This window comes from Amycolatopsis benzoatilytica AK 16/65, assembly GCF_000383915.1.
Classification (GTDB): domain Bacteria; phylum Actinomycetota; class Actinomycetes; order Mycobacteriales; family Pseudonocardiaceae; genus Amycolatopsis; species Amycolatopsis benzoatilytica.
Genome location: NZ_KB912942.1, coordinates 5,093,655 through 5,113,993 on the forward strand (window position 1 = coordinate 5,093,655; position 20,339 = coordinate 5,113,993).

Here is a 20,339-nt window from a genome sequence, read left to right on the forward strand (position 1 = left end):
CGCGAGGGTAACGACCCCGCGACACGGCCCCCGAAACCACTCGTTACTATGGTCGAGTTGCCCGGCACGTTCGGGCGCGCATTCTTTGTCCCATATCCAGAGGAGTTCGACGTGGCTGCCGTGTGCGACGTCTGTGGCAAGGGACCCGGCTTCGGCAAGTCGGTCTCGCACTCCCACCGGCGTACCAACCGCCGGTGGAACCCGAACATCCAGACTGTGCACGCCAAGGTCGGCGTGTCCCAGCGCAAGCGCCTGAACGTGTGCACGTCGTGCATCAAGGCGGGCAAGGTCGTTCGCGGCTGATTCCCAGTTTTCGGCAAAAAGGGGCGGGCGCTTTCGAGCACCCGCCCCTTTTGTGTGCGCCGAGCCGTCAGCGCAGGAACCCGGTCAGCACGTCCCGCAGGGTCTCCGGCGCGTTGAGCACGCCGTGGTCCTGGCCCGCGATCTCCTCGTGCCGCCCGTGCGCGACGGCGTCCGCCACCGCTTTCGCACCGGCCTTCATCCACTCGTCGCTGGCGCCGCCCGAAAGCGACAGCACCGGCACGGTGATCGCGGCCAGCCGATCGACCGGCAGGTGGTTGCCGCGGCCGCAAATCGTCAGGTCGTACGGCAGGGTGTGCGCGAGACCGACGAACCATCCCCACACCGGGGCGGCCTTCATCCGCTCCACGATCTCCGCCGGCGTGCCGGTCCCCTCGACCAGGAACAGCTCGACCGCGCCGTCCCGGTCGTCCTCCGCCAGGCGGGCGCTGATCCGGTCGACCAGGTCGTCGCCGGGACGCGGCCGATCCTCGCCGACGATGAACGGCGGCTCGTAGACCGAGACCCGGCCGATCGGCAGGCCGCGCGCAGCGGCTTCCAGCGACAAGATCGCGCCGGACGAATGGCCGAAAATCGCCGCCGCCCCGCCGACAGTCTCGATCAGCGCGGCCAGGTCATCGATCTCGCGCTCCACCGCGTAGAGCGGCGCGTCCCCGCTGTCGCCTCGGCCGCGGCGGTCGAAGGCGATCGCGGTGAATCCGGCGTCGGCGAGCACTCCGGCCAGCGCGGCGACGGTAGTCCGGTCGTTGACCGCGCCGCCGACCAGCAGCACCGGCGCGCCCGAGCCATAGGTCTCGAACGCGATCGGAGTGCCGTCGGCGGACGTGACGGTGGCGGTCATGGTGTTCCCTCCAGGGTTGAATCGGTCTTCACCCTGGAGGTCGGAACCGTCCGCCGGTACCGGACACGCCGGGCTAGGGGAGTTTCCAGTCGACCGGCTGGGCGCCCTGCTGGACGAGCAGCTCGTTCGCCCGGCTGAACGGACGCGATCCGAAGAACCCGTTGCGCGCCGAGAGCGGGCTCGGGTGCGCCGACTCGATGCACGGCACTTCGCCGAGCATCGGCCGCAGATTGCGGGCGTTGCGGCCCCACAGGATCGCCACCAGCGGGCCGCCGCGCGCGGCGAGCGCCTTGATCGCCTGCTCGGTGACCTGCTCCCAGCCCTTGCCCTGGTGCGAGTTCGGCTTGTGCGGCTGAACCGTCAGCGACCGGTTGAGCAGCAGAATGCCCTGGTCCGCCCACTGCGTCAGGTCGCCGCTGGCGGGCTTCGGGTGGCCCAGGTCCTCGACGTACTCCTGGTAGATGTTGATCAGGCTCTTCGGGATCGGCCGCACGTCCGGGGCCACCGAGAAGCTCAGTCCGACCGCATGCCCGGGAGTCGGGTACGGGTCCTGGCCGACGATCAGCACGCGGACGTCCTGGAACGGCTGCTGGAACGCGCGCAGCACGTGCTCGCCGGCCGGCAGGTAGGTGCGGCCCGCGGCGATCTCGCCGCGCAGGAACTCGCCCATCGCGGCGATCTGCGGGGCCACCGGTTCGAGGGCGTGCGCCCAGCCTGCTTCGACGATCTCGGTCAGCGGTCGTGCGGTCACGGCCCGCGAGCCTAGCGGCAGGTGGCGGGCGTCACTGGGCCGGGGCTGGCACCGAGGCTGGCGACGTGGCCGTGGCCGTGGCCGTGAAGGGAACATTGAGGAACTCTGAGTCCGTCGATGTTCCCTTCACGGACTCCAAGTCCCTCAAGGGGCCCCTCACGGACTCCAAGTCCCTCAAGGGGCCCTTCACGGAACGTCAGTCCAGCCGGCGCAGCTGTTCGCGGAACCGGGCGGCGCGGCGGACGTAGGAGTCCACGACCATGCCGATCTGCTCCGCCGAGAAGGACTTGTTCTCCCGGGTCTTCGCCGGCACGCCCAGCGCGATCTCGCCGGTCCGCACCGTCGAGTTGTACGACAGCACCGCGCCCGCGCCGACCATCCCGCCGTCCTCGATCACCGTGCCGTTCAGCACCACCGAACCGGACGCGATCAGGCAACCGGTGCCGATCCTCGCGCCCTCGATGTGCACGGCGTGGCCGACCGCGGACGCCGGGCCGAGAATCGTCGGGTCCTTCGCCGTGCAATGCACGACGCAGCCGTCCTGGATGTTCGACCGCTCGCCGAGTTCGATGTAGCCGTGGTCTCCGCGCAGCACCGTCTGCGGCCAGACCGACGCGTGCGCGGCGATCCGGACGTCGCCGATCACCGTCGCGTCGGGGTGGACGTAGGCGTCCGGGTGAATCGCCGGGACCAGGTCGCCGAGCGCGTAGATGGCCAATGTCGCCTCCGAGTCAGAGATCCTTGCCGTAATACCGGCTGTACGGCTCGTCCAGGTAGTGCCCGAAACCAGGCACCTCGGTGTAGCCGGACGAACCGTAGAGCGCGATCGCTTCCGGCTGCTCGGTGCCGGTCTCCAGGACGACCCGCTTCCGGCCGGCCTCGGCCGCGGTCCGTTCCAGCTCGGCGAGCATCGCCCGGGCGAATCCGCGGCCCCGCGCGGAATCCACCACGTACATCCGTTTCACCTCGACGTCGCCGGGCCGGAAGGACGGCGCCGGGCCGTCGTGCGCCCGCCAGGCGCCGGACGCGACCGGCACGTCGTCGAGGTAGCCGACGAGGAACAGCCCCCGGGGCGGGGTGAACTCCGCGGCGTCCATCGGCGTCTCGTCCTCTTCGCCGTACCGCTGCCGGTACTCCTCTTGGATGCCGGCCATCATCTTGACGGCGTCGGGGTGGTCGAAGGCGACGACGCGAATGTCCACGCCGCCACCCTAAACAACCGGCTACTGCTGCCAGTGCTCCCAGCCGCCCTGATGCGCGTACTCCTTGCCGTCCACCGTCACGCCGGAGCCGGGCATGGTGACCACGCCGATCTTGCGCCAGCCTTCGGGCAGGTCTTCGAACGGCGGGAACGTCGCGGCCAGCGCGTGGTCCTCGCCGCCGGTCAGCACCCACTGCAACGGGTCCGCGCCCAGCGCCCTGCCGACCTCCTGCAGACGCGAGGACACGTCGAGCAGCGAAGTCTGCACGTCGAGGCCGACTTCGGACGCCTCCGCGAGGTGCCCGAGATCGGCGAGCAGGCCGTCGGACACGTCGATCATCGCCGTCGCGCCCGCGAGCGCCGCCCGCGGGCCGGCCGCGTACGGCGGTTCCGGGCAGCGCTGCGCGTTCACCACGCCGACCGGCGACCGGAACCCGCGGCGCAGCACCGCGAGGCCCGCAGCCGCCCAGCCGAGCCGGCCGCACACCGCGAGCACGTCGCCGGGGCGCGCGCCGGAACGCGTGACCGGTTCGCGATCTTCGAGGTCACCCAATGCGGTGACGCTGATCACCAGCTGGTCCGCGCTCACCATGTCGCCGCCGCCCACCCCGGCACCGGCCGCGGCCGCCTCGGCCCAGATGCCGTCCATGATCTCCGTCACGACGTTCACCGGGGTGTCCGCCGGGCAGGCCAGCCCGACGAGCACCGACGTGGGCTTCGCGCCCATGGCGGCGACGTCGGACAGGTTCACCGCGACCGCTTTGCGGCCGACTTGTTCCGGGCTCGACCAGTCGAGCCGGAAGTGCACGCCGTGCACCAGCACGTCGGTGCTCGCGACCACCCGGCCGTCCGGCGCGGCGAGGACCGCCGCGTCGTCGCCGGGACCGAGCAGTGTCGACGCGGGCTGCGCGCGTCCTTCGGTGACCCGCCGGATCAGGCCGAACTCGCCCGTCCCAGCCACCGAGTTCTCGTCCGGTGACACCGGTCACCTCCTGTTTCCCTCGCCTGTGTCGGATTGGTTACCCGACAATCGGATCCCCTAGGTTTTTCCCGGGGCTGGCGCTACGTTGCCTACACCGTTCCTACCCCGAGCCGTCCGCCACCGACGAAAGGGCACGCCGTGGTCCACGCATACATCCTCATCCAGACCGAGGTCGGCAAGGCCGCCGCGGTGGCTGCGGAGATCTCCGGGGTCCCGGGCGTGACCAGCTCCGAGGACGTCACCGGGCCTTACGACGTCATCGTGCGCGCCACCGCCGAAACGGTGGACCAGCTCGGCCAGCTCGTGGTGGCCCGGGTGCAGAACGTGGACGGGATCACCCGGACGCTGACCTGCCCGGTGGTCCACCTCTGACCCGTGGTCCACTGAAGCGGTGGCAGATACCGACACCGGCGCGCCTCCGAAGGCCGTCCTCGTCATCGCATCCGTCCTTGTGTTCGCGCTGGCCGCGGCGGTCGTCGTCTTCGCGCTGACGAAGAACTCGTCCGGCGGGAACGACGCGGCGAACCAGCCGCTGGCGTTGGTGTCCGTGCCCGCGCCGCAGGCCGGCTCGGCCGACTGCAAGAACCTGATCACCGGCGTTCCGGCCACGCTGACGTCGAACGGCAAGGAGCTGTCGCCCCGCACGCTCGCCGAACCGGCGCCGCCGTCCACCGTCGCCTGGGGCGAACCGGATCCGGTCGTGCTGCGCTGCGGCCTCGAACGGCCCCCGGAGCTGACCCCGAGCTCGCAGCTGCGCATGGTCAACAAGGTGCAGTGGCTGGTTGTCGAGCAGGGCGGATCGGCGACCTGGTACGCGGTCGACCGCGCGGTGTACGTCGCGCTGACCGTGCCGGGGAACACCGGGACCGGCCCGCTGCAGGCTATTTCGGACGCTATTTCGGCGAAGCTTCCGGCGAAGCCGCTGAAGTTCTAACGAGTTCCCCCGCGCCCCAATGTGGCATTGGGTGCGTCACATGCAGCGAATGTGGCATTGGGTGCGTGCGATGCAGCGAATGCCACATTGGGGTGGTCTGAGCGGGGGGGCCTAGCGTGCCCGGGAACTGGTCGTCGGGGAACTGGTCGTCCGGGCCGCGATCGTCTCCAGCGACACCCCGGTCGTCTTCGGCCCGAGCACCGCCACGTTCGCCATCAGCAGCACCATCGCGCCCGCGACCACGGCGAACATCGCGGTCGCGCCCACCGACTGCAGGACCGGCAGCAGCACGAACGGCATCGCCGCGGTCGCGAGCCGGGACAGCGAGTACGCCGAGCCCGCCGCCGTTCCGCGCAGCGACGTCGGGAAAAGCTCGCCCTGGTAGGTGTGGAACGCGTTCGAGAACACGTTGCTGACCGCGGTGTAGCAGAACCCGAACACCGCGATCAGCGCGCCGGACGTGGCGTATCCGAAAGCAAGACCGAACCCCGCCATCGCCGCCGCGCTGGCGACGATCAGCCATTTCCGTTCGATCCGCTCGATGACCGGAATGGACAGCGCGGAGCCGATCGGGTAGCCGAGGAAGGTGAGCGCGCTGAACGTCAGCGAGCTGACCAGGCTGAATCCCTTGGCGGCGAGCACAATCGGCACCAGCGACCCGAAGCCGTAGTAGCCGAACGACTGCAGCAGCTGGAACACGTACAGCATCGCGGTCCGGCGCAACCACGGCGGACGCAGCAAGGCCGCCGCCCGCACCGGTTCCGGCGCGGGCGGTTCCGGCTCCGGTTCGGGCAGCGGCTGCGGCGCGCTCGCTTCGAGCTTGCGCACGATCTCGTCCGCCTCGGCGGTTCTGCCTTGCGCGGCAAGCCAACGCGGCGACTCCGGCAGAGTGAAGCGCAGCGCCCACACCACTGCCGCGCCCAGCGCACCGATGACGAAGAGCCAGCGCCAGCCGTCGAATCCGAGCGGCGCGTGGCCGGCCAGCGCGCGGGCCAGGAACCCGGCGGCGGGGACACCGCAGAAGCCGATCGTGTACGCCCACGCCGTGGCCCGGCCGCGAGAACGCGCGGGAAGCAGATCGGCCAGGTACGCATCGGCGACCGGCAGCTCCGCGCCGATGCCGATGCCCGCGATGAACCGGCAGGCCACCAGCATCCACACGTCCGTGCTGAACGCGCCGAGCAGCGTGAACACCGAGTACAGGCCGAGGGTGAGCAGGAAAGCCCGCCGCCGGCCCAGCCGGTCGGCCAGCCGCCCGAGGAACGCCGCGCCGACGAACGCGCCGACGAACGCCGAGGCCAGCACATACTTCAGCGTCGTCGGGGTGACGCCGAACTCCTTGGTCAGGACCGTGCTGATGGTCGCGGCGAGGAACAGGTCGTAAAGGTCGAAGAAGGTCGCGATGCCGACCATGCCGACGAAGTACCGATGCCGCCGGGTGACCGGAAGCCGGTCGAGCCGGGACGCGATCTGCATTGCTGCCTCCTGGCTGCCGGTCAGCGCAGGCCGGTGCCCCGGGCGAGCGCGGTGTCGACAAGGGTCGACAGCAGCGTCGCGTAGTCGACGCCGGTGACCTCCCACATCTTCGGATAGGCGGACTTCGTGGTGAAGCCGGGCATCGTGTTGACCTCGTTGATCACCGGTTCGCCGTCGTCGGTGACGAAGAAGTCGACCCGGGCCAGGCCCTGGCAGTCGAGCGCGCGGAACGCTTCGACGGCCATCGCGCGCAGCCGCTCGGTGAGCGCGTCGTCCAGCTTCGCCGGGATGTCCAGCTCTGCGTCCTCGCCGAGGTACTTGGTCTCGAAGTCGTACCAGGCGTCCTCGTCCTCGGCGAGCACGCGGATCTCCGCGGGCAGCGACGCCTCGATCCGGCCATCCGGGAACTCCAGGACGCCGCATTCGACCTCGCGCCCGTGCACGGCGGCCTCGACCAGCACCTTCGGGTCGGTGCGCCGGGCGAGCTCGATCGCGGCGTCCAGGTCGGCCCAGTCGGCGACCCGGGAGATGCCGACCGACGAACCGGCGCGCGAGGGCTTCACGAACACTGGCAGCCCGAGCCGTTCGCGGTCTTCCTGGGCCACAGTGGACTGTCCGCGGCGCAGCGCCGAGTAGGTGCCGACCGGCAGTCCTTCCGCGGCGAGCAGCTTCTTCGCGTATTCCTTGTCCATCGCCGCCGCGCTGGCGAACACGCCCGGGCCGACGTACGGGATGTCGGCGAGTTCGAGCAGCCCCTGGATGGTGCCGTCCTCGCCGAAGGCACCGTGCAGCACCGGGAAGACGACGTCGACGGTGCCGAGCACCTCGGTGGCCTTGCCCGGGTCGACGGTCCGCAGCTCGCGGCTGGTCGCGTCGCCAGCCAGCACCAGCGCGCGGCCGGACTCGACCGTCGGCAGCTGGCGGCCCTGGATGCTGAGCTGCTTCGGGTCGCCGGTGCCGAGCACCCAGCCGCCGCTCGGCGTGACGCCGACCGGGAGCACCTCGAAGCGGTCCGGATCCAGGTTGGCGATCACACTGCCCGCGGACAGGCACGAGATGGTGTGCTCGCTGCTGCGGCCGCCGAACACGACCGCGACCCGGATCTTTTCAGCACTCATAGCCGGTCACCGTACCGGGTGAGCTTGGCCAACAGCGCACACCCGGGGTCTCCGGCTCCCCCGCCGACGACGGATTCCCAGCGCGATCAGCGCCGCGCCCAGCGCCAGCTGTCCGAGGCGGACGAGCCGGACCAGCCGGACACTGAGGCACCGATGGCCGAAATGGGCGGATTGACGCATGCTCGTCCAGGCCGGCCCGGTCTGGACGGAGCAGGAAGGGCGGCTGCCCAAGTCCGGCGCTCCGGCGAGACCGGACCTCCCTGTCCGCGGACCGTCACTTTCCCGGCTGCGATTCGCTTACTCCCCGGGCGTTCACCAGCGACGCCCGCCCGAACCACGCGACCCCGCGCAGCACCAGGAACGCTATGCCCGCCAAGACGACGATCGTGAAGTCCGGCAAGGTCTGGTACGCGACGTCCACCGGCAGCCAGCTGCCGTAGCTGGCCATCCCGACCCCGACGAACACTGCCGCGTAAACCACCGCGGCGGCCAGCAGGTTCCCCACCAATGGACGCCCTGCTGTCCGGCGAAAACCCTTGTCCCGCAGCAGGTCTGGCAGCTGACGCGCACGCCGCACCTGCCGTCGGGCAGCGAGCGCCATCGCGATCACGACCAGAACCGCGACCCCGTCGACGATTCCGTAGGTCACCAGAAAACCGTTGCCGATCTCCGGTGCGGGTGCGCCGGCGAGCATGGCGAGAGTGTTCTGGTAAGCCGCACCGTTGTCCAGCAGCATCGGGTTGCGCGCGGTGAGCACGACGAGGCCGACGCGGCTTTGCGGCAGGTAGCCGATGTTGGCGTGGTAGCGAGTCAGGTCACCGTCGTGCTCGACCACCGGCTGCCCGTTCACCGTGCCGGTGCCCCAGCCGAATCCGTAGTGGTCGATGCCCTGGACCGCGTGGTCGTCGCCGGTCGGAATGGCTGGGCTGTGCATCAGCCGCAGGCTTCCCGGCGACAGCAGCCGGGCGTTCCGATAGGTGCCGGTCAGCTGGAAGGTCAGGTAGTGGCTGAGGTCCTCGGCGGTGGAAATCAGGTACCCGTCGGGCAGCGCGCCGCGGAACTCCGGCGTTTCGATCGGCACGTTCAGCCCGAACAGCACGGACGATCCTTCGACCAGACCGGCCCGGCGCGCTTCGGCGAGGTCGGTGAAGCTCCGGGTCATGCCGAGCGGGGCGAAGATGTGTTCCTTGACGTAGTCGGCGTAGCGCTGGCCGGACACCTGCTCGATCATCAGTCCCAGCGTCGCGTAGTTCTTGTTGCAGTAGTGGAAGACCGTCCCCGGCCGGGACACCGGGACGACGTCGGCGACTGCTCGGACGCGCTGCTCCAGAGTGGTTTCCGGCTCGTAGATGTCCACCCGGCCCGCTTCGGTCGGCAGGCCGCTGGTCTGGGTCAGCAGCTGCCGCACCGTGATCGGTTCGTTCGCGCCGCCGGTGCGGAACCAGGGAAGGTACGCGGTGATCGGGGTGTCCAGGCCGACCTTGCCCGCGTCGACGAGCTGCAGGACAGCGAGCGAGGTGAACGATTTGCTCAGCGACCCCAGCAGGAACGGCGACTGCGGGGTGACGCCGTCGCCGACCGCGCCGGTCTTCACCGTGCCGTCGCCGGACACCAGCGCGTAGGACGCCGCCGGCATCCGGGCCGTGGTCAGCTCGTCCCGCAGGTGCGCCACCGCGGGATCGGCGCCCGGCTGTGCCGATGCCGGTGCGGCGAACACCGCGAGAGTTGCCGCCGCGACCGCCACCGCGGTCGCCGCCGCTGCCAGCCGAATCAGCCGAGCCATGGGTGCGCTCCTCCGTGCGTCGAGTCGATCGGCTCACAGCCTCTCGGAGGAGCTGGTCGCGCACCATGAAGCTGACCGGCGGACCGTGGGTAGGGCTGTCCCCCGGTTCAGCGGAAAAGCTCGACCAGCTTCGGCACCGCCGCGATCAGCGCCTCCCGCGAACAGCCCGCGTACCCGAGCGCGACTCCGTGCATCGTCGGCGTCCCGGCGAAGTGCCGGGCCAAGCCGTCCAGCCGGATCGCATGCCGCTCCGCTGCGGCGATCAGCTCGGCTTCGCGTTCGGCGCTCGCCACCGGGACGACCAGGTGCGCGCCCGCGTCGTCGCCGACGAACGGGACGCCCGCTCCGGACAGCGCGGCGACCAGCAGCGTCCGGCGTTCGGCCATTTCCCGGCGCAGTTTCCGCAAGTGCCGGCCGAGGTCGCCGGTGCGGGCCAGTTCGACCACGACCCGCTGTCCGGCCGGCGACGGGCGGGTGCCGGTGAGATCCCGGTACGCCAGCACGGATTCCGCCACCGCCGCGGGTGCGACGAGCCAGCCGGCGCCGAGAGTGGGAGTGAGGATCTTGCTGGTGGTGCCCAGGTGCACGACCACGTCCGGAGCGAGCGCGGCCAGCATCGGCAGCGGGGCGACGTCGAAGCGCAGCTCGCCGTCGTAGTCGTCCTCGATCACCAGCATGTCTTCGGCTCGGGCGCGCTCGACCAGCTGCACGCGCCGGGCCGCGCTCATCCGGCTGCCCATCGGATATTGGTGCGCCGGCGAGCAGTACACCGCCCGCGCGCCGGCCGGGATCGCGTCCGGGCGCAGGCCCTCCTCGTCCACCGGTACGCCCACGACGGTGAGCCCGGCCTGCCGGAACGCTTGCACCGCCCGCTGATAACCCGGTTCCTCGAAAGCGACGACGGCACCGCGGCGCAGCACCGCGGCGGCCAGTTCCACCACCGCCGCGGTCGTGCCGCCCGTCGCCAGCACCGAACCGGCCGCCAGACCTCGATGGCGCAGCAGGTGTTCCGACACGGTGGCCCGGTATTCGGGCAGCCCGGCGCGATGCGCGCGAGTGAGCGGATCCGGGTCTGCGGCGGCGCGCCAGGCTCGCCGCCAGGCCGCTCGGTCGAGTCCGGCTGCCCACGGCGCGCCGGGAGTGAGGTCGAGGGTCGGCGCGGCTTCGGTTTCGGCGAGCAGCGAACCGGCCGTGGTGACCGACGCCGCGGCGCGGGTCGGCGGAGTGGTCACGTAGGTGCCCGAACCGTGCCGGCCGGCGATCCAGCCCTCCGCGTGAAGTTGCTCGTAGGCGGCGGAAGTGACCGTGCGCGAGACGCCGAGCCGCTCGGCCAGCGCGCGAGTGGAGGGCAACCGGTCGCCGCCGCGCAGATGGCCGCCGGCCGCGGCTTCGCGCAGCGCGTCGGCCAGTTGCACGGCCAGCGGAGTGGCCGCGTCGCGGTCGAGACTGACCGGCAAAGCGGTGTCGGCATAAGACACGGCGGACCTCCGGCACGAGGAGTGGACTTCTCAAGTGTAGAGGAAGTGGACGTTCAAGGTAGCCACTTGACTGCCGCACACTGGGCGCATGAGCAGCCTTTCGCCGACCGAACGCACCACCCTCGGCCGCAAACGCCACCGCGCCGCCACCGACCGGGCAGTGCTGCACGCCGTGCTCGACGAGGCGCTGATCTGCCACCTCGGCGTGGTCCGCGACGGCGCTCCGCTGGTGCTGCCGACCGGCTACGGCCGCGACGGCGACACCTTGTACCTGCATGGTTCCACGGGAGCGGCCAGCCTGCGAGCGGCCTCCGGGGAAACCGACGTGTGCGTGACTGTGACGCTGGTCGACGGGATCGTCTACTGCCGCTCGGTGAACAACCACTCGATGAACTACCGCAGCGCGGTGATCCTCGGCCGCGCCCGGCCAGTCACCGACCCGGACGAAAAAATGCACGGCCTGCGGGTGCTGACCGACCACCTCTCCCCCGGTTCGTGGGAACACGCGCGCGAGGTGAACAAGAAGGAGTTCGCGGCCGTTTCGGTGCTGGCGCTCGACCTGGCCGAGGCATCGGTGAAGCTGCGCGCGGAAGGTCCGGACGACGAGCCGGAGGACGTCGAAGCGGACGCCGCTTGGGCGGGCGTGCTGCCGGTGCGGACGGTGTTCGGCGAGCCGGAGCCCTCGGCGGACCTCTCGCCTGGGTGGTCTGTACCGGAGCACGTTTCCGGGCGCGTCACCCGAACCGCGACGGCCGCGCGGTAACCGCTGCGGCCAAGTCCGTGAAGGGAACATTGAGGGACTCTGAGTACCTGAATGTTCCCTTCACGGACCGCTGCGGGCTCGGGTTGACTCCGGCAGCGGCAGCCGCACGGTGAACACGGTCCGCCCCGGCCGGCTGGCCACCGAGACCTCCCCGCCGTGCTCGACCACCAGCGAATGCACCACCGACAGCCCCAGCCCGGTCCCGCCGCCGGCGCGGGTCCGGGAATTGTCCACGCGGTAGAACCGGTCGAAGATCCGTTCCTGGTCCTCGGCCGAAATCCCCGGTCCCGCGTCCGCGACGGACACCAGCGCCGCGCCGGCCGAAACCGTCACCGCGAGTTCCACCGAAGTCCCGGCCGGGGTGTGCACCGCCGCGTTCGCCAGCAGGTTGTCCACGATTTGCCGCAGCCGCACTGGATCCGCCCGCAGCAGCACCGGATCTTCCGGGATCGACACCGCCAGCGGATGCTCCGGACGGCCCGCCCGGAACGCGTCCGCGGCGGCGACGGCTACCTCGGTCAGGTCCATCCGCCGGGGCCGCACCGGCGGTTCCGCGTCGTGCGCGTCCAAGCGCGCGAGCAGCAGCAGATCGTCCACCAGCACGCTCATCCGCGCCGTCTCGGCCCGGATCTTCTCCAGGTGCGCCTCGCGTTCGGCCGGCTCGTTCGCCGCGGCGTAGCGGAAAAGATCGGCGTAGCCGCGAATCGACGTCAGCGGCGTCCGCAGCTCGTGCGAAGCGTCGGCGACGAACCGGCGCAGCCGGTCGTTCGCCTCGGAGCGGACCGCCAGCGACGATTCGATGTGGCTCAGCATCAGGTTGAACGCGGTGCGCAGCTCTTCGACCTCCGCGCCGCCGCCCGTTCCGGACGCGCGCACCGGCAGCTGCGCGGTGCCGGTCAAGTCGTGCGAGGCGATGTCGTGCGCCGTCCCGGCCATGTCCGACAACGGCCGCAGGCCGCGGCGCAGCACCAACCGCCCGGCGATCACCAGGATCGCCAGCGCGACGAGGAACGCGATCACCTCGATCAGCATCAGCTGCCGCAAGGTGTTGTCGAGATCGGACTGCGGCGCGGCGCTCAGCAGTACCGTGCCGGTGCCGCTTTGGCCGGTCTCCACCGGACACGCCCGCACCCGGTAGGGACCCTGTCCGGGCAGGGTGATCGTCCGGAAGAGGTCGCCGCCGGTCGCTTCCACGGCGATCTGCGCCAGCGGGCGCACGTCGGCCGGCAGCGTGTTGCCCGGCTGCGGCACGGCGTTGCCTTGCCGCACGTCGAACACCGCGGAGTACCAGGAGTAGACCGCCTCCGGGTTGTCCTTCGACTCGCGCAGGTGCGGCACCTGGGCAACCTGGCTGGAGCGGAGCTGCTCGTCGAGCCGCCGGCTGAGGTAGTCGTGCATCAGTTCCACCGTCAGCGTGCCGACGATCGCGAACACCACCAGCGCCAACGCACCCAGGCCGAACGCCAGCCGGGTGCCCAGCCGCGACGCGCGCCAAGCTCGATACCACCGCCGGGCCCAGCGTCCGGCCCGGCTCACCGCTCCGCCTGCCGCACCGCGTATCCGACCCCGCGCACGGTGTGGATCAGCGGCTCGGACTCGGTGTCCAGCTTGCGCCGCAACCGGGAAACCGCGAGTTCGACCACATTGGACCGGCCGCCGAAGTCGTACTCCCACACGTGGTCGAGGATCTGCGCCTTGGTCAGCACCGCGGGCGAGTGCCGCATCAGGTAGCGCAGCAGTTCGTACTCGGTCGGCGTGAGCTCGGCGAGTTGCCCGCCGCGCCGCACTTCGTGCGTTTCCTCGTCCAGCGTGAGCTCGCCCACCGCCAGCACCGCTGCGCGAGGTTTGTCCGTGCCGGACGTCCGGCGCAGCACCGCGCGCAGCCGCGCCATCAGCTCCTCGACGGAGAACGGCTTCACCAGGTAGTCGTCACCCCCGCGGGTGAGGCCGGCGATCCGGTCCGAGGTGGCGTCCTTGGCCGTCAGGAAGACCACCGGCACCGCACCGTGCTTCTCGCGCAGCCGGTCCAGCACGGCGAAGCCGTCGAAGTCGGGCAGCATGACGTCGAGCACGATGATGTCGGGCGCGAACTCGGCGGCGCGCGCGAGCGCGTCCGTGCCGGAACCCGCGGTCGCGGCCAGCCAGCCCTCGTACCGGGCGACGGTCGCGACCAGGTCGGCGATGTGCTGCTCGTCGTCCACGACGAGCAGCCGCACCGGATTCGGGTTCTCCACCCCGCCATCCTCCGTGACGCCCGCGCGGACGCGCGAGCCGAACCCGCGGCTGACAGCCAGTCGACAGGTTCGAGATCCGAAAACGTCTCGCGCCAAAGCAGGCATACCGGGCACACTCGCGGTCGATCAGTCACCGGACGTCCTGGGGAGTACCGATGCCTTCCGTCGTAAAGAACATCACCGTCGACAGCGCCGATCCGTGGCAGCTCGCGCAGTTCTGGTCCGAGGTGACCGGCCAGCCGGTCGACGAGGCGGACAAGCCAGGCGACCCGGAGGTCGGCGTCCGCCTGGCCACCGGCGCGTGCCTGCTGTTCATCGCCGTCCCGGAAACCAAGACGATCAAGAACCGCCTGCACCTGTGCCTGCAGCCGGACGTCCCCCGCGACGAGGAGGTCGAACGGCTGCTGAAGCTGGGCGCCACACTGCACTCCGACCTGCGCCACGAGGACGGCACCGGCTGGGCGGTGCTGCAAGATCCGGAAGGCAACGAGTTCTGCGTCTTGCGCAGCGCGGCGGAGAAGGCGTGAGCGGCGCGCGCGTCTGCGGTCTGGACCTTTCCCCGGCGTCGCTCGGCGAGGCGCGGAAGCTCGCTGAAAGCACCGGCGCGGAGATCCCCTGCCGTGTTTGATGGCCCCGGATCGCCGCGAGCTACACCCTGCAGGCACGGTCGCCCGCCTAAAGTGCGGGCATGACTCGCATCGCCGTCGCCGCGCTGGGCGGCACCATCTCGATGGCCCCCGGAGGTTCGATCGACAACGGCGTGGTGCCGCGGCTGAGCGCCGAGGACTTGCTCGGCGAGCTCGGCGCGCGGCTGCCGATGGAGGTCGTCGCGGCGACGCTCGCGGGCATCTCCAGCTCCTCGATGGACTACGAGACGCTCAGCCGGACCCGGCAGTGGGGCCTGGAGCAGCTCGAAGCGGGCGCGGACGGCCTGGTGGTGGTGCAGGGCACCGACACTCTCGAAGAAACGGCGTACTTCTTCGATCTCACCTGGCCGTCCGAAGCGCCGGTCGTGCTCACCGGCGCGATGCGGAACCCGAGCCTGCCCAGCCCGGACGGGCAGGCCAACCTCCTCACCGCGCTCACCGCGGCCGCCGATCCGCGCAGCCGCGGCCGGGGCGCGCTGGTGGCGTTCAACGACGACGTGCACGCCGCGCGCTGGGTCCGGAAAACGCATTCCACACACGTCGAAACGTTTTCGTCGCGGCCGGCCGGGCCGCTCGGGATGGTCGCCGAAGGCGCTGTGCACTACTTCCACCCGTCGTCGCCTCGGCTGCCGGCGCTGCCGCCGGTCTCGACCGCCGATCTGGTGCCGCTGGTGGAATCCGGGCTGAACGACGCCGGAGAACTGTTGCGGCTGGTACTCGACGGCGGCGCTCGCGGCGTCGTCGTGGCCGCCAACGGTGTGGGACACGTTTCCGCCGGAACCGCCGACGCGATCGCGGCGGCGGAGGTGCCGGTGGTCGTCGCGTCCCGGACGGGCGCCGGGCCGACTCTCCGCAGCACCTACGGGTTCCACGGCTCCGAATCGAGCCTCATCCGGATGGGCGCGACGATGGCGGGCTGGCTGTGCCCGCGGAAATCCCGGATCCTGCTGCAGCTTCTGCTCGCCGCCGGACGCGGCCGCGAAGAGATCGAGCGGGAGTTCCGGCTGCGCGGCGATCTCGACTAAGCCCAACGCCTCCTCGCCGGTAAGTGCGTGAAGGGAACATTGAGGGTTCCTCTGTGTTTGTCAAGCTGCTGGGTTCGGTGTCGTAGAGTTGTGGTTGGCGGGTCCGGGAAGTGACTTGTCCGAAGAGCCGGCCGTCGGGGTAGGGCTGGTCGCGCTGGATGTCAGAGTCGCCCCCGCGTGTCCTCCCGGGCCCGCCGCTCGTGTCTGCCGGCGCTGGTCGGCGATCATGACTCGCCAGACGTGGTCGGCCAGACGGCGTTTCAGGCAGCGCATCGCTTCTTTGTGAGTCTTGCCCTCGGCGATCTTGCGGTCGTAGTAGAGGCGTCCTCTGGTTCCGGACATGCGCACCTGGGTCAAGGCGATCGTGTGCAGGGCATTGTTCAGCTTGCGGTCGCCCTGGCGCGACAGCCGGTGCCGCGCCGTGCCGGCGCTGGCGATCTCGATCGGCGCCGCGCCGGCGTGGACGGCGAAGGCCGCTGCTGTCGGGAACCGCGAGGCGCGACCGGTGCGCCCGATCAGCCGCGCGGCCACCACCGGGCCTATGCCGACGACGTCGGGCAGGCTGCTGCCGGAATCGGCGACGGCCTGCTGCATGCGCTTCTGGTTCGTCTTCACACGGGTGTCCAGTGCGCGGATGTCGGCGACCAGGTCCCGCGCGAGGTCCTTGCGGGCCTGCTCCGCCGGAGAGGCCGGCCGGACCCGCGCCAGCATCGCGGCCGCCTGGCCGGCGGTCAGGTCGGCGGGTGCGCCGCCGGGCATCAGTTCGCGCAGCAGGGCGTGCAGCTGGTTGACCGTCCGGGTGCGTTGCCGGGTGAGGTTGGTCCGCCGCTCGTCGAGCATCCCCAGCACCGTCGAGAGCCCCTCGGCGGTCACCGGGGTCCCGTCGCCCTGCAGCGCTGCCACGCTGGCCGCCGCCGCGGCGTCCAGGGCGTCGTTCTTCCGGCGGCCCCGCGAGAGCTGCCGCACCCGCGCGGTCGCGGTCGCGGGGACGTCCACGACGGTCTCGCCCCGCGCGGTGAGCCACTGCGCCAGATGACGGCCGAGCCCCCAGGCGTTTTCCACCGCCCAGCGGCGTTGCCCGAACCGCCGGGCCCAGACCAGCAGCTTCCGGTATTCCGGCAATGCCGCGTCGATGCGGACGGTGTCCAGCGTCGCGTNGCTGCCCGGGTCGAGCGCCGCCGCAGTGTGACTGGACTTGTGCGGGTCGACTCCGATCACGACCATCAACCGCGTTCCTTCCTCGTCAGATACGGGAAACCGCGGTCGACATTCCGACTTTCAGCTTGTGGTGCCCGAACCTCTGTTGAGTCAGACCGCAGCCGGTGCCGGACCAGGACACACACCCTCAACGAGCCAGCCCGCACAAGGGCGGCAGGAATCTCACGAGCGATCCCAGCCCGGCACTTCCGGCAGACTACGACCAGTGATCAGCCAGCCAATCCAACCGGTCACCACATACAAGTCGGAATCTGAGTCCCTCAATGTTCCCTTCACGGACCAACCTCGGGAGTGCTCAGCGCAGCAGCGCCGGGCCGTCCACCGAATTCGCCAGGTACGAACGCATCTGCCGGCCGCCTTCGCGGTACACGTGCACGCTGATCGCCGGGTCCGGCCCGTCGTTGCGCACCTCGTGCACGTATCCCGGCCCGAACACCCGCGACTGCCCGGCGCTGAGCCCGTGCACCTCGGTCACCGCCCGGCCGCCGGGTGCCCGCCGCGCGACGGTTTCAGTCAGCTGCCCGGAGACGATGGTGAACGCGCCGCTGGAGAAGGCGTGGTCGTGCAGGTCGGTGTGCTGGCCGGGAAGCCAGCTGAGCAGCCAGACCTCCTGGCCTTCGGTGCGCTCGACCAGCGCGGAGAACCGTGCCTCCGGGTCGTAGCGCAGCAGCGCGCCCCAGCGTTCCCGGTCCGCCGCCACGTCGAGGGCGACGCGGACCGGGTGGCGCAGGGCGGGGTCTTCGGGACGCAGCAGGGTGTTGTCCGGAACGGCGAACATGAAAAGAAGTCCTTACCAAGGAAAGCGGGTGTCGAGCTGGGCCGGGGCGGGTTCACCGACAACAGCGACACGACATGCCCATGACGGGGCGGAGGTCGGCAGACCCCGGCCGCATCGTCATCGCGCACGTCAGCATGCGGTCAAGCGAACCAGCCCCGGGCCGCCCGGTCAACCGCTTCCCAGCTCGTGGACGGCTCCGAACCGCTCGCGTTTGCGCAGGCCACCCGGCTGCCGCGAGCCGGAGCCGGTCAGCTCCACTCGTGTTTCTGCGACCGCCCGAGCAGCTCCGCGCCCGCCTGCCGCGGGTCGACGCCCTCGTGGCACACCCGGTACATCGCGTCGGTGATCGGCATGTCGACCCCGTGCCGCCGCGCCAGTTCGCGGATCGACGAGCAGGACGCGACCCCCTCGGCGACCTGCCCGCCGGTCGCCGCCTGCGCCTCGGCCAGCGTCTCGCCGCGGCCGAGCCGTTCGCCGAAGGTCCGGTTGCGCGACAACGGCGACGAGCAGGTCGCCACCAGGTCGCCGAGCCCGGCGAGACCGGCGAAGGTCAGCGGGTCGGCGCCGAGTTTCGCGCCCAGCCGCGCCATTTCGGCGAGGCCGCGGGTGATCAGCGTCGCCATCGTGTTCGCGCCCAAGCCCATCCCGGCGGCCATGCCGCAGCTGAGCGCGATCACGTTCTTGCACGCGCCGCCCAGCTCGCAGCCGATCACGTCGGTGTTGGTGTAGGGCCGGAAATACTGGTTCGACGTGGCCCGCTGCACCGCCTTCGCGCGCTCGTGGTCGGCGCACGCGAGCACCGCCGCGGCCGGCTGCCCAGCGGCGATCTCGCGGGCCAGGTTCGGCCCGGACACCACGACGATCTCGCCGGGGTCCACTTCGGCGAGCTCGGCGATCACCTCGCTCATCCGCTTGAGCGTGCCCAGTTCCACGCCCTTGGCGAGGCTGACCAGGATCGCCTCCGGCGGCAGCAGCGGCCGCCATCCGGTGAGGTTCGCGCGCAGGCTCTGGCTCGGCACGCCGAGCACCACGGCGTGGGCTCCGGCCAGCGCCTCGGCCGCGTCCGCGGTCGCGGTGATCCGCTCCGGCAGCCGGGTTCCCGGCAGGTACGACTCGTTGGTGTGCCGCTCCCGGATCTCCTCGGCGACGCTTTCCCGGCGCGCCCACATCGTGACGTCGCGGCCCGCGTCGCCGAGCACCTTCGCGAACGCGGTGCCCCACGAACCCGCGCCCAGCACGGTCACCCGCTGCACGTCGGCGGCGAAGCCGGCCATCAGTCGCCGTCCTCCTGCTTCTTCGGCTCGGCGGTCTGGACCGGCTTCCCGGGCGGAGCTTCCTTGACCGGCGGCTCTTCCTGCCGGATCTCCGCGAGCAGCCGGGTGACCTCGTCCATCATCAGCGCGGTGACCTCGCGCAGCGTCGAAGCGCTGCGCGGGTTCCCGCCGCGGAAGGCGGACAGGTCGATCGGGTCGCCGACCAGGTGCGTCACCGTCTTGCGCGGAAACGGTGTGAACTTCTTGGTGTAGCCGTTGAAGATGTGATTCGTGCCCCAGCGCGCGATCGGGAACACCGGTACGTCGTTCTGCAGCGCCAGCCGGGCCGCGCCGCTGTAGGCGTCCTTCGGCCAGCCGTCCGGGTCCTTGGTGATGGTGCCCTCGGGGTAGATCACGATGATCTTGCCCGCTTCGAGCGCCTGATGCGCGGCCTTGAGGCTGTCGCCGGCCGCGCTCGACCCGCGCTCCACCGGGATCTGCCCGGACCCGGTGACGATCCGGCCGAAGATCGGCACGCCCTTCAGGCTCGCTTTGAGGAAGAACCGCGGCACCCGCTTCTGCCGGTGCACGAAGACCGCGTCGACCGGCGGGTCCAGGTGCGAGATGTGGTTCATCACCAGCACCGCGGCCCCTTCGCGGGGAATCTTCTCCGCGCCCAGGTACACCCGCTTGCCGATCGCGGTCATCGGGTAGAACGCAGCGGCGGCCAGCCCCACCCAGAAGCCGCCCTTCTCACGCCGTGCCAAGTCTCCTCCTCGATCGCTTTGCTCCGCCTGATCCTGCCGCGCGCCGGTTCGCGCAGTCCAGCGAGGGTGCACTCACGACCCCGGGCAGGGGTTTCGGGTAAAGATGGACAGGTGGACGCGGACTTGGTCATGCCTCTGAAGCACCCGAGCACGGGCAAGTCCCGGCTGCGCGGCGCGGTCGCCGCGCAGCGGCACGCCGAGCTGGTGCTGGCGCTGGCCTGCGACACGCTGGCGGCGGTCACCTCGGCCGCCGGGATCCGGCGGGTGCTCGTGGTCACCTCCGATCCGGCGGCGTTGTCCGAATTGGCCGGTCTCGGCGTCGAGCTGGTCACGGAACCGGCGGGGGGCGGGCTCAACGAGGCTTTGCGGCACGGCGCGGAGCTAGTGCGCGCGGACACGCCGTCCGGCGTGGTCGGCGCGCTCCAAGCGGATCTGCCCGCGTTGCGCGCGGTGGATCTGGCACAGGCGCTGTCCGATGCGGCCGGGCGCCGCGCGGTGGTCGTCGACCGCCAGGGCACTGGGACCACGCTCCTGCTCTCCGCTCCGGGAGAGCCGCTCGACCCGCAGTTCGGCCCCGGGTCCGCGGCGCTGCACCAAGCTTCCGGTGCGATCCCGCTCACCCGCGAGCTGCCGTCGCTGCGCAGCGACGTGGACACCGAAGATGATCTCCGCCACGCCGCCGCACTCGGTCTCGGCAAGCGCACCGCGGCATTGCTCCCGGCCGAACGGGCACAATTGCGCTGACGTGTTCACGCGACCTTCATCGCGG

At 70.9% G+C, this 20,339-nt stretch carries 22 protein-coding genes; 7 read left to right on the plus strand and 15 right to left on the minus strand.

Going from position 1 to position 20,339, the window contains the following annotated elements:
• The first annotated feature begins 111 nt into the window (after nt 1-111).
• Entirely contained in the window at nt 112-303 is a 192-nt protein-coding gene (gene rpmB / locus AMYBE_RS0123385) for a 50S ribosomal protein L28 (protein WP_003091970.1), read from the plus strand.
• 67 nt (nt 304-370) lie between these two features.
• On the opposite strand, the gene AMYBE_RS0123390 is transcribed toward rpmB, so the two are convergent.
• The 5 genes from AMYBE_RS0123390 to AMYBE_RS0123410 form a co-directional block, all read right to left on the minus strand.
• Nucleotides 371-1,162, minus strand: a complete 792-nt coding sequence (locus AMYBE_RS0123390; protein WP_020661820.1) for an alpha/beta fold hydrolase — start codon at nt 1,160-1,162, stop codon at nt 371-373.
• Nucleotides 1,163-1,235: 73 nt separating this feature from the next.
• A complete protein-coding gene (locus tag AMYBE_RS0123395) occupies nt 1,236-1,913 on the minus strand; it encodes a uracil-DNA glycosylase (RefSeq protein ID WP_020661821.1) in 678 nt (225 codons plus the stop codon).
• Nucleotides 1,914-2,109: 196 nt separating this feature from the next.
• Complete coding sequence (locus tag AMYBE_RS0123400; protein WP_020661822.1) at nt 2,110-2,631, minus strand: gamma carbonic anhydrase family protein; 522 nt, start codon at nt 2,629-2,631, stop codon at nt 2,110-2,112.
• Nucleotides 2,632-2,644: 13 nt separating this feature from the next.
• A complete protein-coding gene (locus AMYBE_RS0123405; protein WP_020661823.1) occupies nt 2,645-3,115 on the minus strand; it encodes a GNAT family N-acetyltransferase in 471 nt (156 codons plus the stop codon).
• 21 nt (nt 3,116-3,136) lie between these two features.
• Nucleotides 3,137-4,096: a thiamine-phosphate kinase gene (locus AMYBE_RS0123410; RefSeq protein ID WP_020661824.1), complete on the minus strand. Its 960-nt coding sequence runs from the start codon at nt 4,094-4,096 to the stop codon at nt 3,137-3,139.
• A gap of 138 nt (nt 4,097-4,234) precedes the next feature.
• Here AMYBE_RS0123410 and AMYBE_RS0123415 point away from each other — a divergent pair, with 138 nt between their 5' ends.
• Nucleotides 4,235-4,468, plus strand: a complete 234-nt coding sequence (locus AMYBE_RS0123415) for an Lrp/AsnC family transcriptional regulator (RefSeq protein ID WP_020661825.1) — start codon at nt 4,235-4,237, stop codon at nt 4,466-4,468.
• 19 nt (nt 4,469-4,487) lie between these two features.
• On the plus strand, nt 4,488-5,030 hold the full coding sequence (locus tag AMYBE_RS0123420; protein WP_020661826.1) for a DUF3515 domain-containing protein: 543 nt from the start codon (nt 4,488-4,490) through the stop codon (nt 5,028-5,030).
• A gap of 111 nt (nt 5,031-5,141) precedes the next feature.
• On the opposite strand, the gene AMYBE_RS0123425 is transcribed toward AMYBE_RS0123420, so the two are convergent.
• The 4 genes from AMYBE_RS0123425 to pdxR all read right to left on the minus strand — a co-directional run bounded on the left by AMYBE_RS0123425 (nt 5,142) and on the right by pdxR (nt 10,885).
• Nucleotides 5,142-6,506: an MFS transporter gene (locus tag AMYBE_RS0123425; RefSeq protein ID WP_020661827.1), complete on the minus strand. Its 1,365-nt coding sequence runs from the start codon at nt 6,504-6,506 to the stop codon at nt 5,142-5,144.
• 20 nt (nt 6,507-6,526) lie between these two features.
• Entirely contained in the window at nt 6,527-7,624 is a 1,098-nt protein-coding gene (locus AMYBE_RS0123430) for a D-alanine--D-alanine ligase family protein (RefSeq protein WP_020661828.1), read from the minus strand.
• A 274-nt stretch (nt 7,625-7,898) separates the two neighbouring features.
• Complete coding sequence (locus AMYBE_RS0123435; protein ID WP_020661829.1) at nt 7,899-9,407, minus strand: serine hydrolase domain-containing protein; 1,509 nt, start codon at nt 9,405-9,407, stop codon at nt 7,899-7,901.
• 107 nt (nt 9,408-9,514) lie between these two features.
• Nucleotides 9,515-10,885: a MocR-like pyridoxine biosynthesis transcription factor PdxR gene (gene pdxR / locus AMYBE_RS0123440; RefSeq protein ID WP_020661830.1), complete on the minus strand. Its 1,371-nt coding sequence runs from the start codon at nt 10,883-10,885 to the stop codon at nt 9,515-9,517.
• 88 nt (nt 10,886-10,973) lie between these two features.
• Between pdxR and AMYBE_RS0123445 the strand changes: the two genes are divergently transcribed.
• A complete protein-coding gene (locus tag AMYBE_RS0123445; protein WP_020661831.1) occupies nt 10,974-11,648 on the plus strand; it encodes a pyridoxamine 5'-phosphate oxidase family protein in 675 nt (224 codons plus the stop codon).
• 60 nt (nt 11,649-11,708) lie between these two features.
• Here the strand turns inward: AMYBE_RS0123445 and AMYBE_RS0123450 are convergent, their stop codons facing one another.
• Together AMYBE_RS0123450 and AMYBE_RS0123455 are read right to left on the minus strand one after the other, a co-directional pair.
• Nucleotides 11,709-13,184 carry a sensor histidine kinase gene (locus AMYBE_RS0123450; protein WP_020661832.1) on the minus strand — a complete coding sequence of 492 codons (1,476 nt, stop codon included), beginning with the start codon at nt 13,182-13,184 and terminating at the stop codon, nt 11,709-11,711.
• Nucleotides 13,181-13,882: a response regulator transcription factor gene (locus AMYBE_RS0123455; protein WP_020661833.1), complete on the minus strand. Its 702-nt coding sequence runs from the start codon at nt 13,880-13,882 to the stop codon at nt 13,181-13,183. Before AMYBE_RS0123455 ends, AMYBE_RS0123450 begins: the two co-directional genes overlap by 4 nt.
• A gap of 155 nt (nt 13,883-14,037) precedes the next feature.
• On the opposite strand from AMYBE_RS0123455, the gene AMYBE_RS0123460 reads away from it, so the two are divergent.
• The gene (locus tag AMYBE_RS0123460; protein ID WP_020661834.1) at nt 14,038-14,409 is read left to right on the plus strand and encodes a VOC family protein; all 372 of its coding nucleotides are present in this window, start codon (nt 14,038-14,040) and stop codon (nt 14,407-14,409) included.
• 161 nt (nt 14,410-14,570) lie between these two features.
• Nucleotides 14,571-15,554: an asparaginase gene (locus AMYBE_RS0123470; protein WP_020661836.1), complete on the plus strand. Its 984-nt coding sequence runs from the start codon at nt 14,571-14,573 to the stop codon at nt 15,552-15,554.
• A 60-nt stretch (nt 15,555-15,614) separates the two neighbouring features.
• Here AMYBE_RS0123470 and AMYBE_RS0123475 read toward each other — a convergent pair whose 3' ends face one another.
• The 4 genes from AMYBE_RS0123475 to AMYBE_RS0123495 form a co-directional block, all read right to left on the minus strand.
• Nucleotides 15,615-16,778, minus strand: a complete 1,164-nt coding sequence (locus AMYBE_RS0123475; RefSeq protein ID WP_020661837.1) for an IS110 family RNA-guided transposase — start codon at nt 16,776-16,778, stop codon at nt 15,615-15,617.
• A gap of 289 nt (nt 16,779-17,067) precedes the next feature.
• Nucleotides 17,068-17,550 carry a cysteine dioxygenase gene (locus tag AMYBE_RS0123480; protein WP_020661838.1) on the minus strand — a complete coding sequence of 161 codons (483 nt, stop codon included), beginning with the start codon at nt 17,548-17,550 and terminating at the stop codon, nt 17,068-17,070.
• Between the two features lie 248 nt (nt 17,551-17,798).
• A complete protein-coding gene (locus tag AMYBE_RS0123490; protein WP_020661840.1) occupies nt 17,799-18,824 on the minus strand; it encodes an NAD(P)H-dependent glycerol-3-phosphate dehydrogenase in 1,026 nt (341 codons plus the stop codon).
• Nucleotides 18,824-19,570, minus strand: coding sequence for a lysophospholipid acyltransferase family protein (locus AMYBE_RS0123495; RefSeq protein ID WP_034287205.1), 747 nt, complete (start codon nt 19,568-19,570; stop codon nt 18,824-18,826). The genes AMYBE_RS0123490 and AMYBE_RS0123495 overlap by 1 nt, the downstream gene beginning before the upstream one ends.
• A 111-nt stretch (nt 19,571-19,681) precedes the next feature.
• Here AMYBE_RS0123495 and cofC point away from each other — a divergent pair, with 111 nt between their 5' ends.
• A complete protein-coding gene (cofC, locus tag AMYBE_RS0123500) occupies nt 19,682-20,314 on the plus strand; it encodes a 2-phospho-L-lactate guanylyltransferase (RefSeq protein WP_020661842.1) in 633 nt (210 codons plus the stop codon).
• The last annotated feature ends 25 nt before the right edge of the window (nt 20,315-20,339 follow it).

Excerpts from the sequence above, each read along its gene's own strand:
- AMYBE_RS0123460 (WP_020661834.1), top strand. The coding sequence starts at position 14,038 with ATGCCTTCCGTCGTAAAGAACATCACCGTCGACAGCGCCGATCCGTGG.
- AMYBE_RS0123470 (WP_020661836.1), top strand. The coding sequence starts at position 14,571 with ATGACTCGCATCGCCGTCGCCGCGCTGGGCGGCACCATCTCGATGGCC.
- AMYBE_RS0123390 (WP_020661820.1), bottom strand. The coding sequence starts at position 1,162 with ATGACCGCCACCGTCACGTCCGCCGACGGCACTCCGATCGCGTTCGAG.
- AMYBE_RS0123430 (WP_020661828.1), bottom strand. The coding sequence starts at position 7,624 with ATGAGTGCTGAAAAGATCCGGGTCGCGGTCGTGTTCGGCGGCCGCAGC.
- AMYBE_RS0123425 (WP_020661827.1), bottom strand. The coding sequence starts at position 6,506 with ATGCAGATCGCGTCCCGGCTCGACCGGCTTCCGGTCACCCGGCGGCAT.
- AMYBE_RS0123490 (WP_020661840.1), bottom strand. The coding sequence starts at position 18,824 with ATGGCCGGCTTCGCCGCCGACGTGCAGCGGGTGACCGTGCTGGGCGCG.
- AMYBE_RS0123480 (WP_020661838.1), bottom strand. The coding sequence starts at position 17,550 with ATGTTCGCCGTTCCGGACAACACCCTGCTGCGTCCCGAAGACCCCGCC.
- AMYBE_RS0123435 (WP_020661829.1), bottom strand. The coding sequence starts at position 9,407 with ATGGCTCGGCTGATTCGGCTGGCAGCGGCGGCGACCGCGGTGGCGGTC.
- AMYBE_RS0123445 (WP_020661831.1), top strand. The coding sequence starts at position 10,974 with ATGAGCAGCCTTTCGCCGACCGAACGCACCACCCTCGGCCGCAAACGC.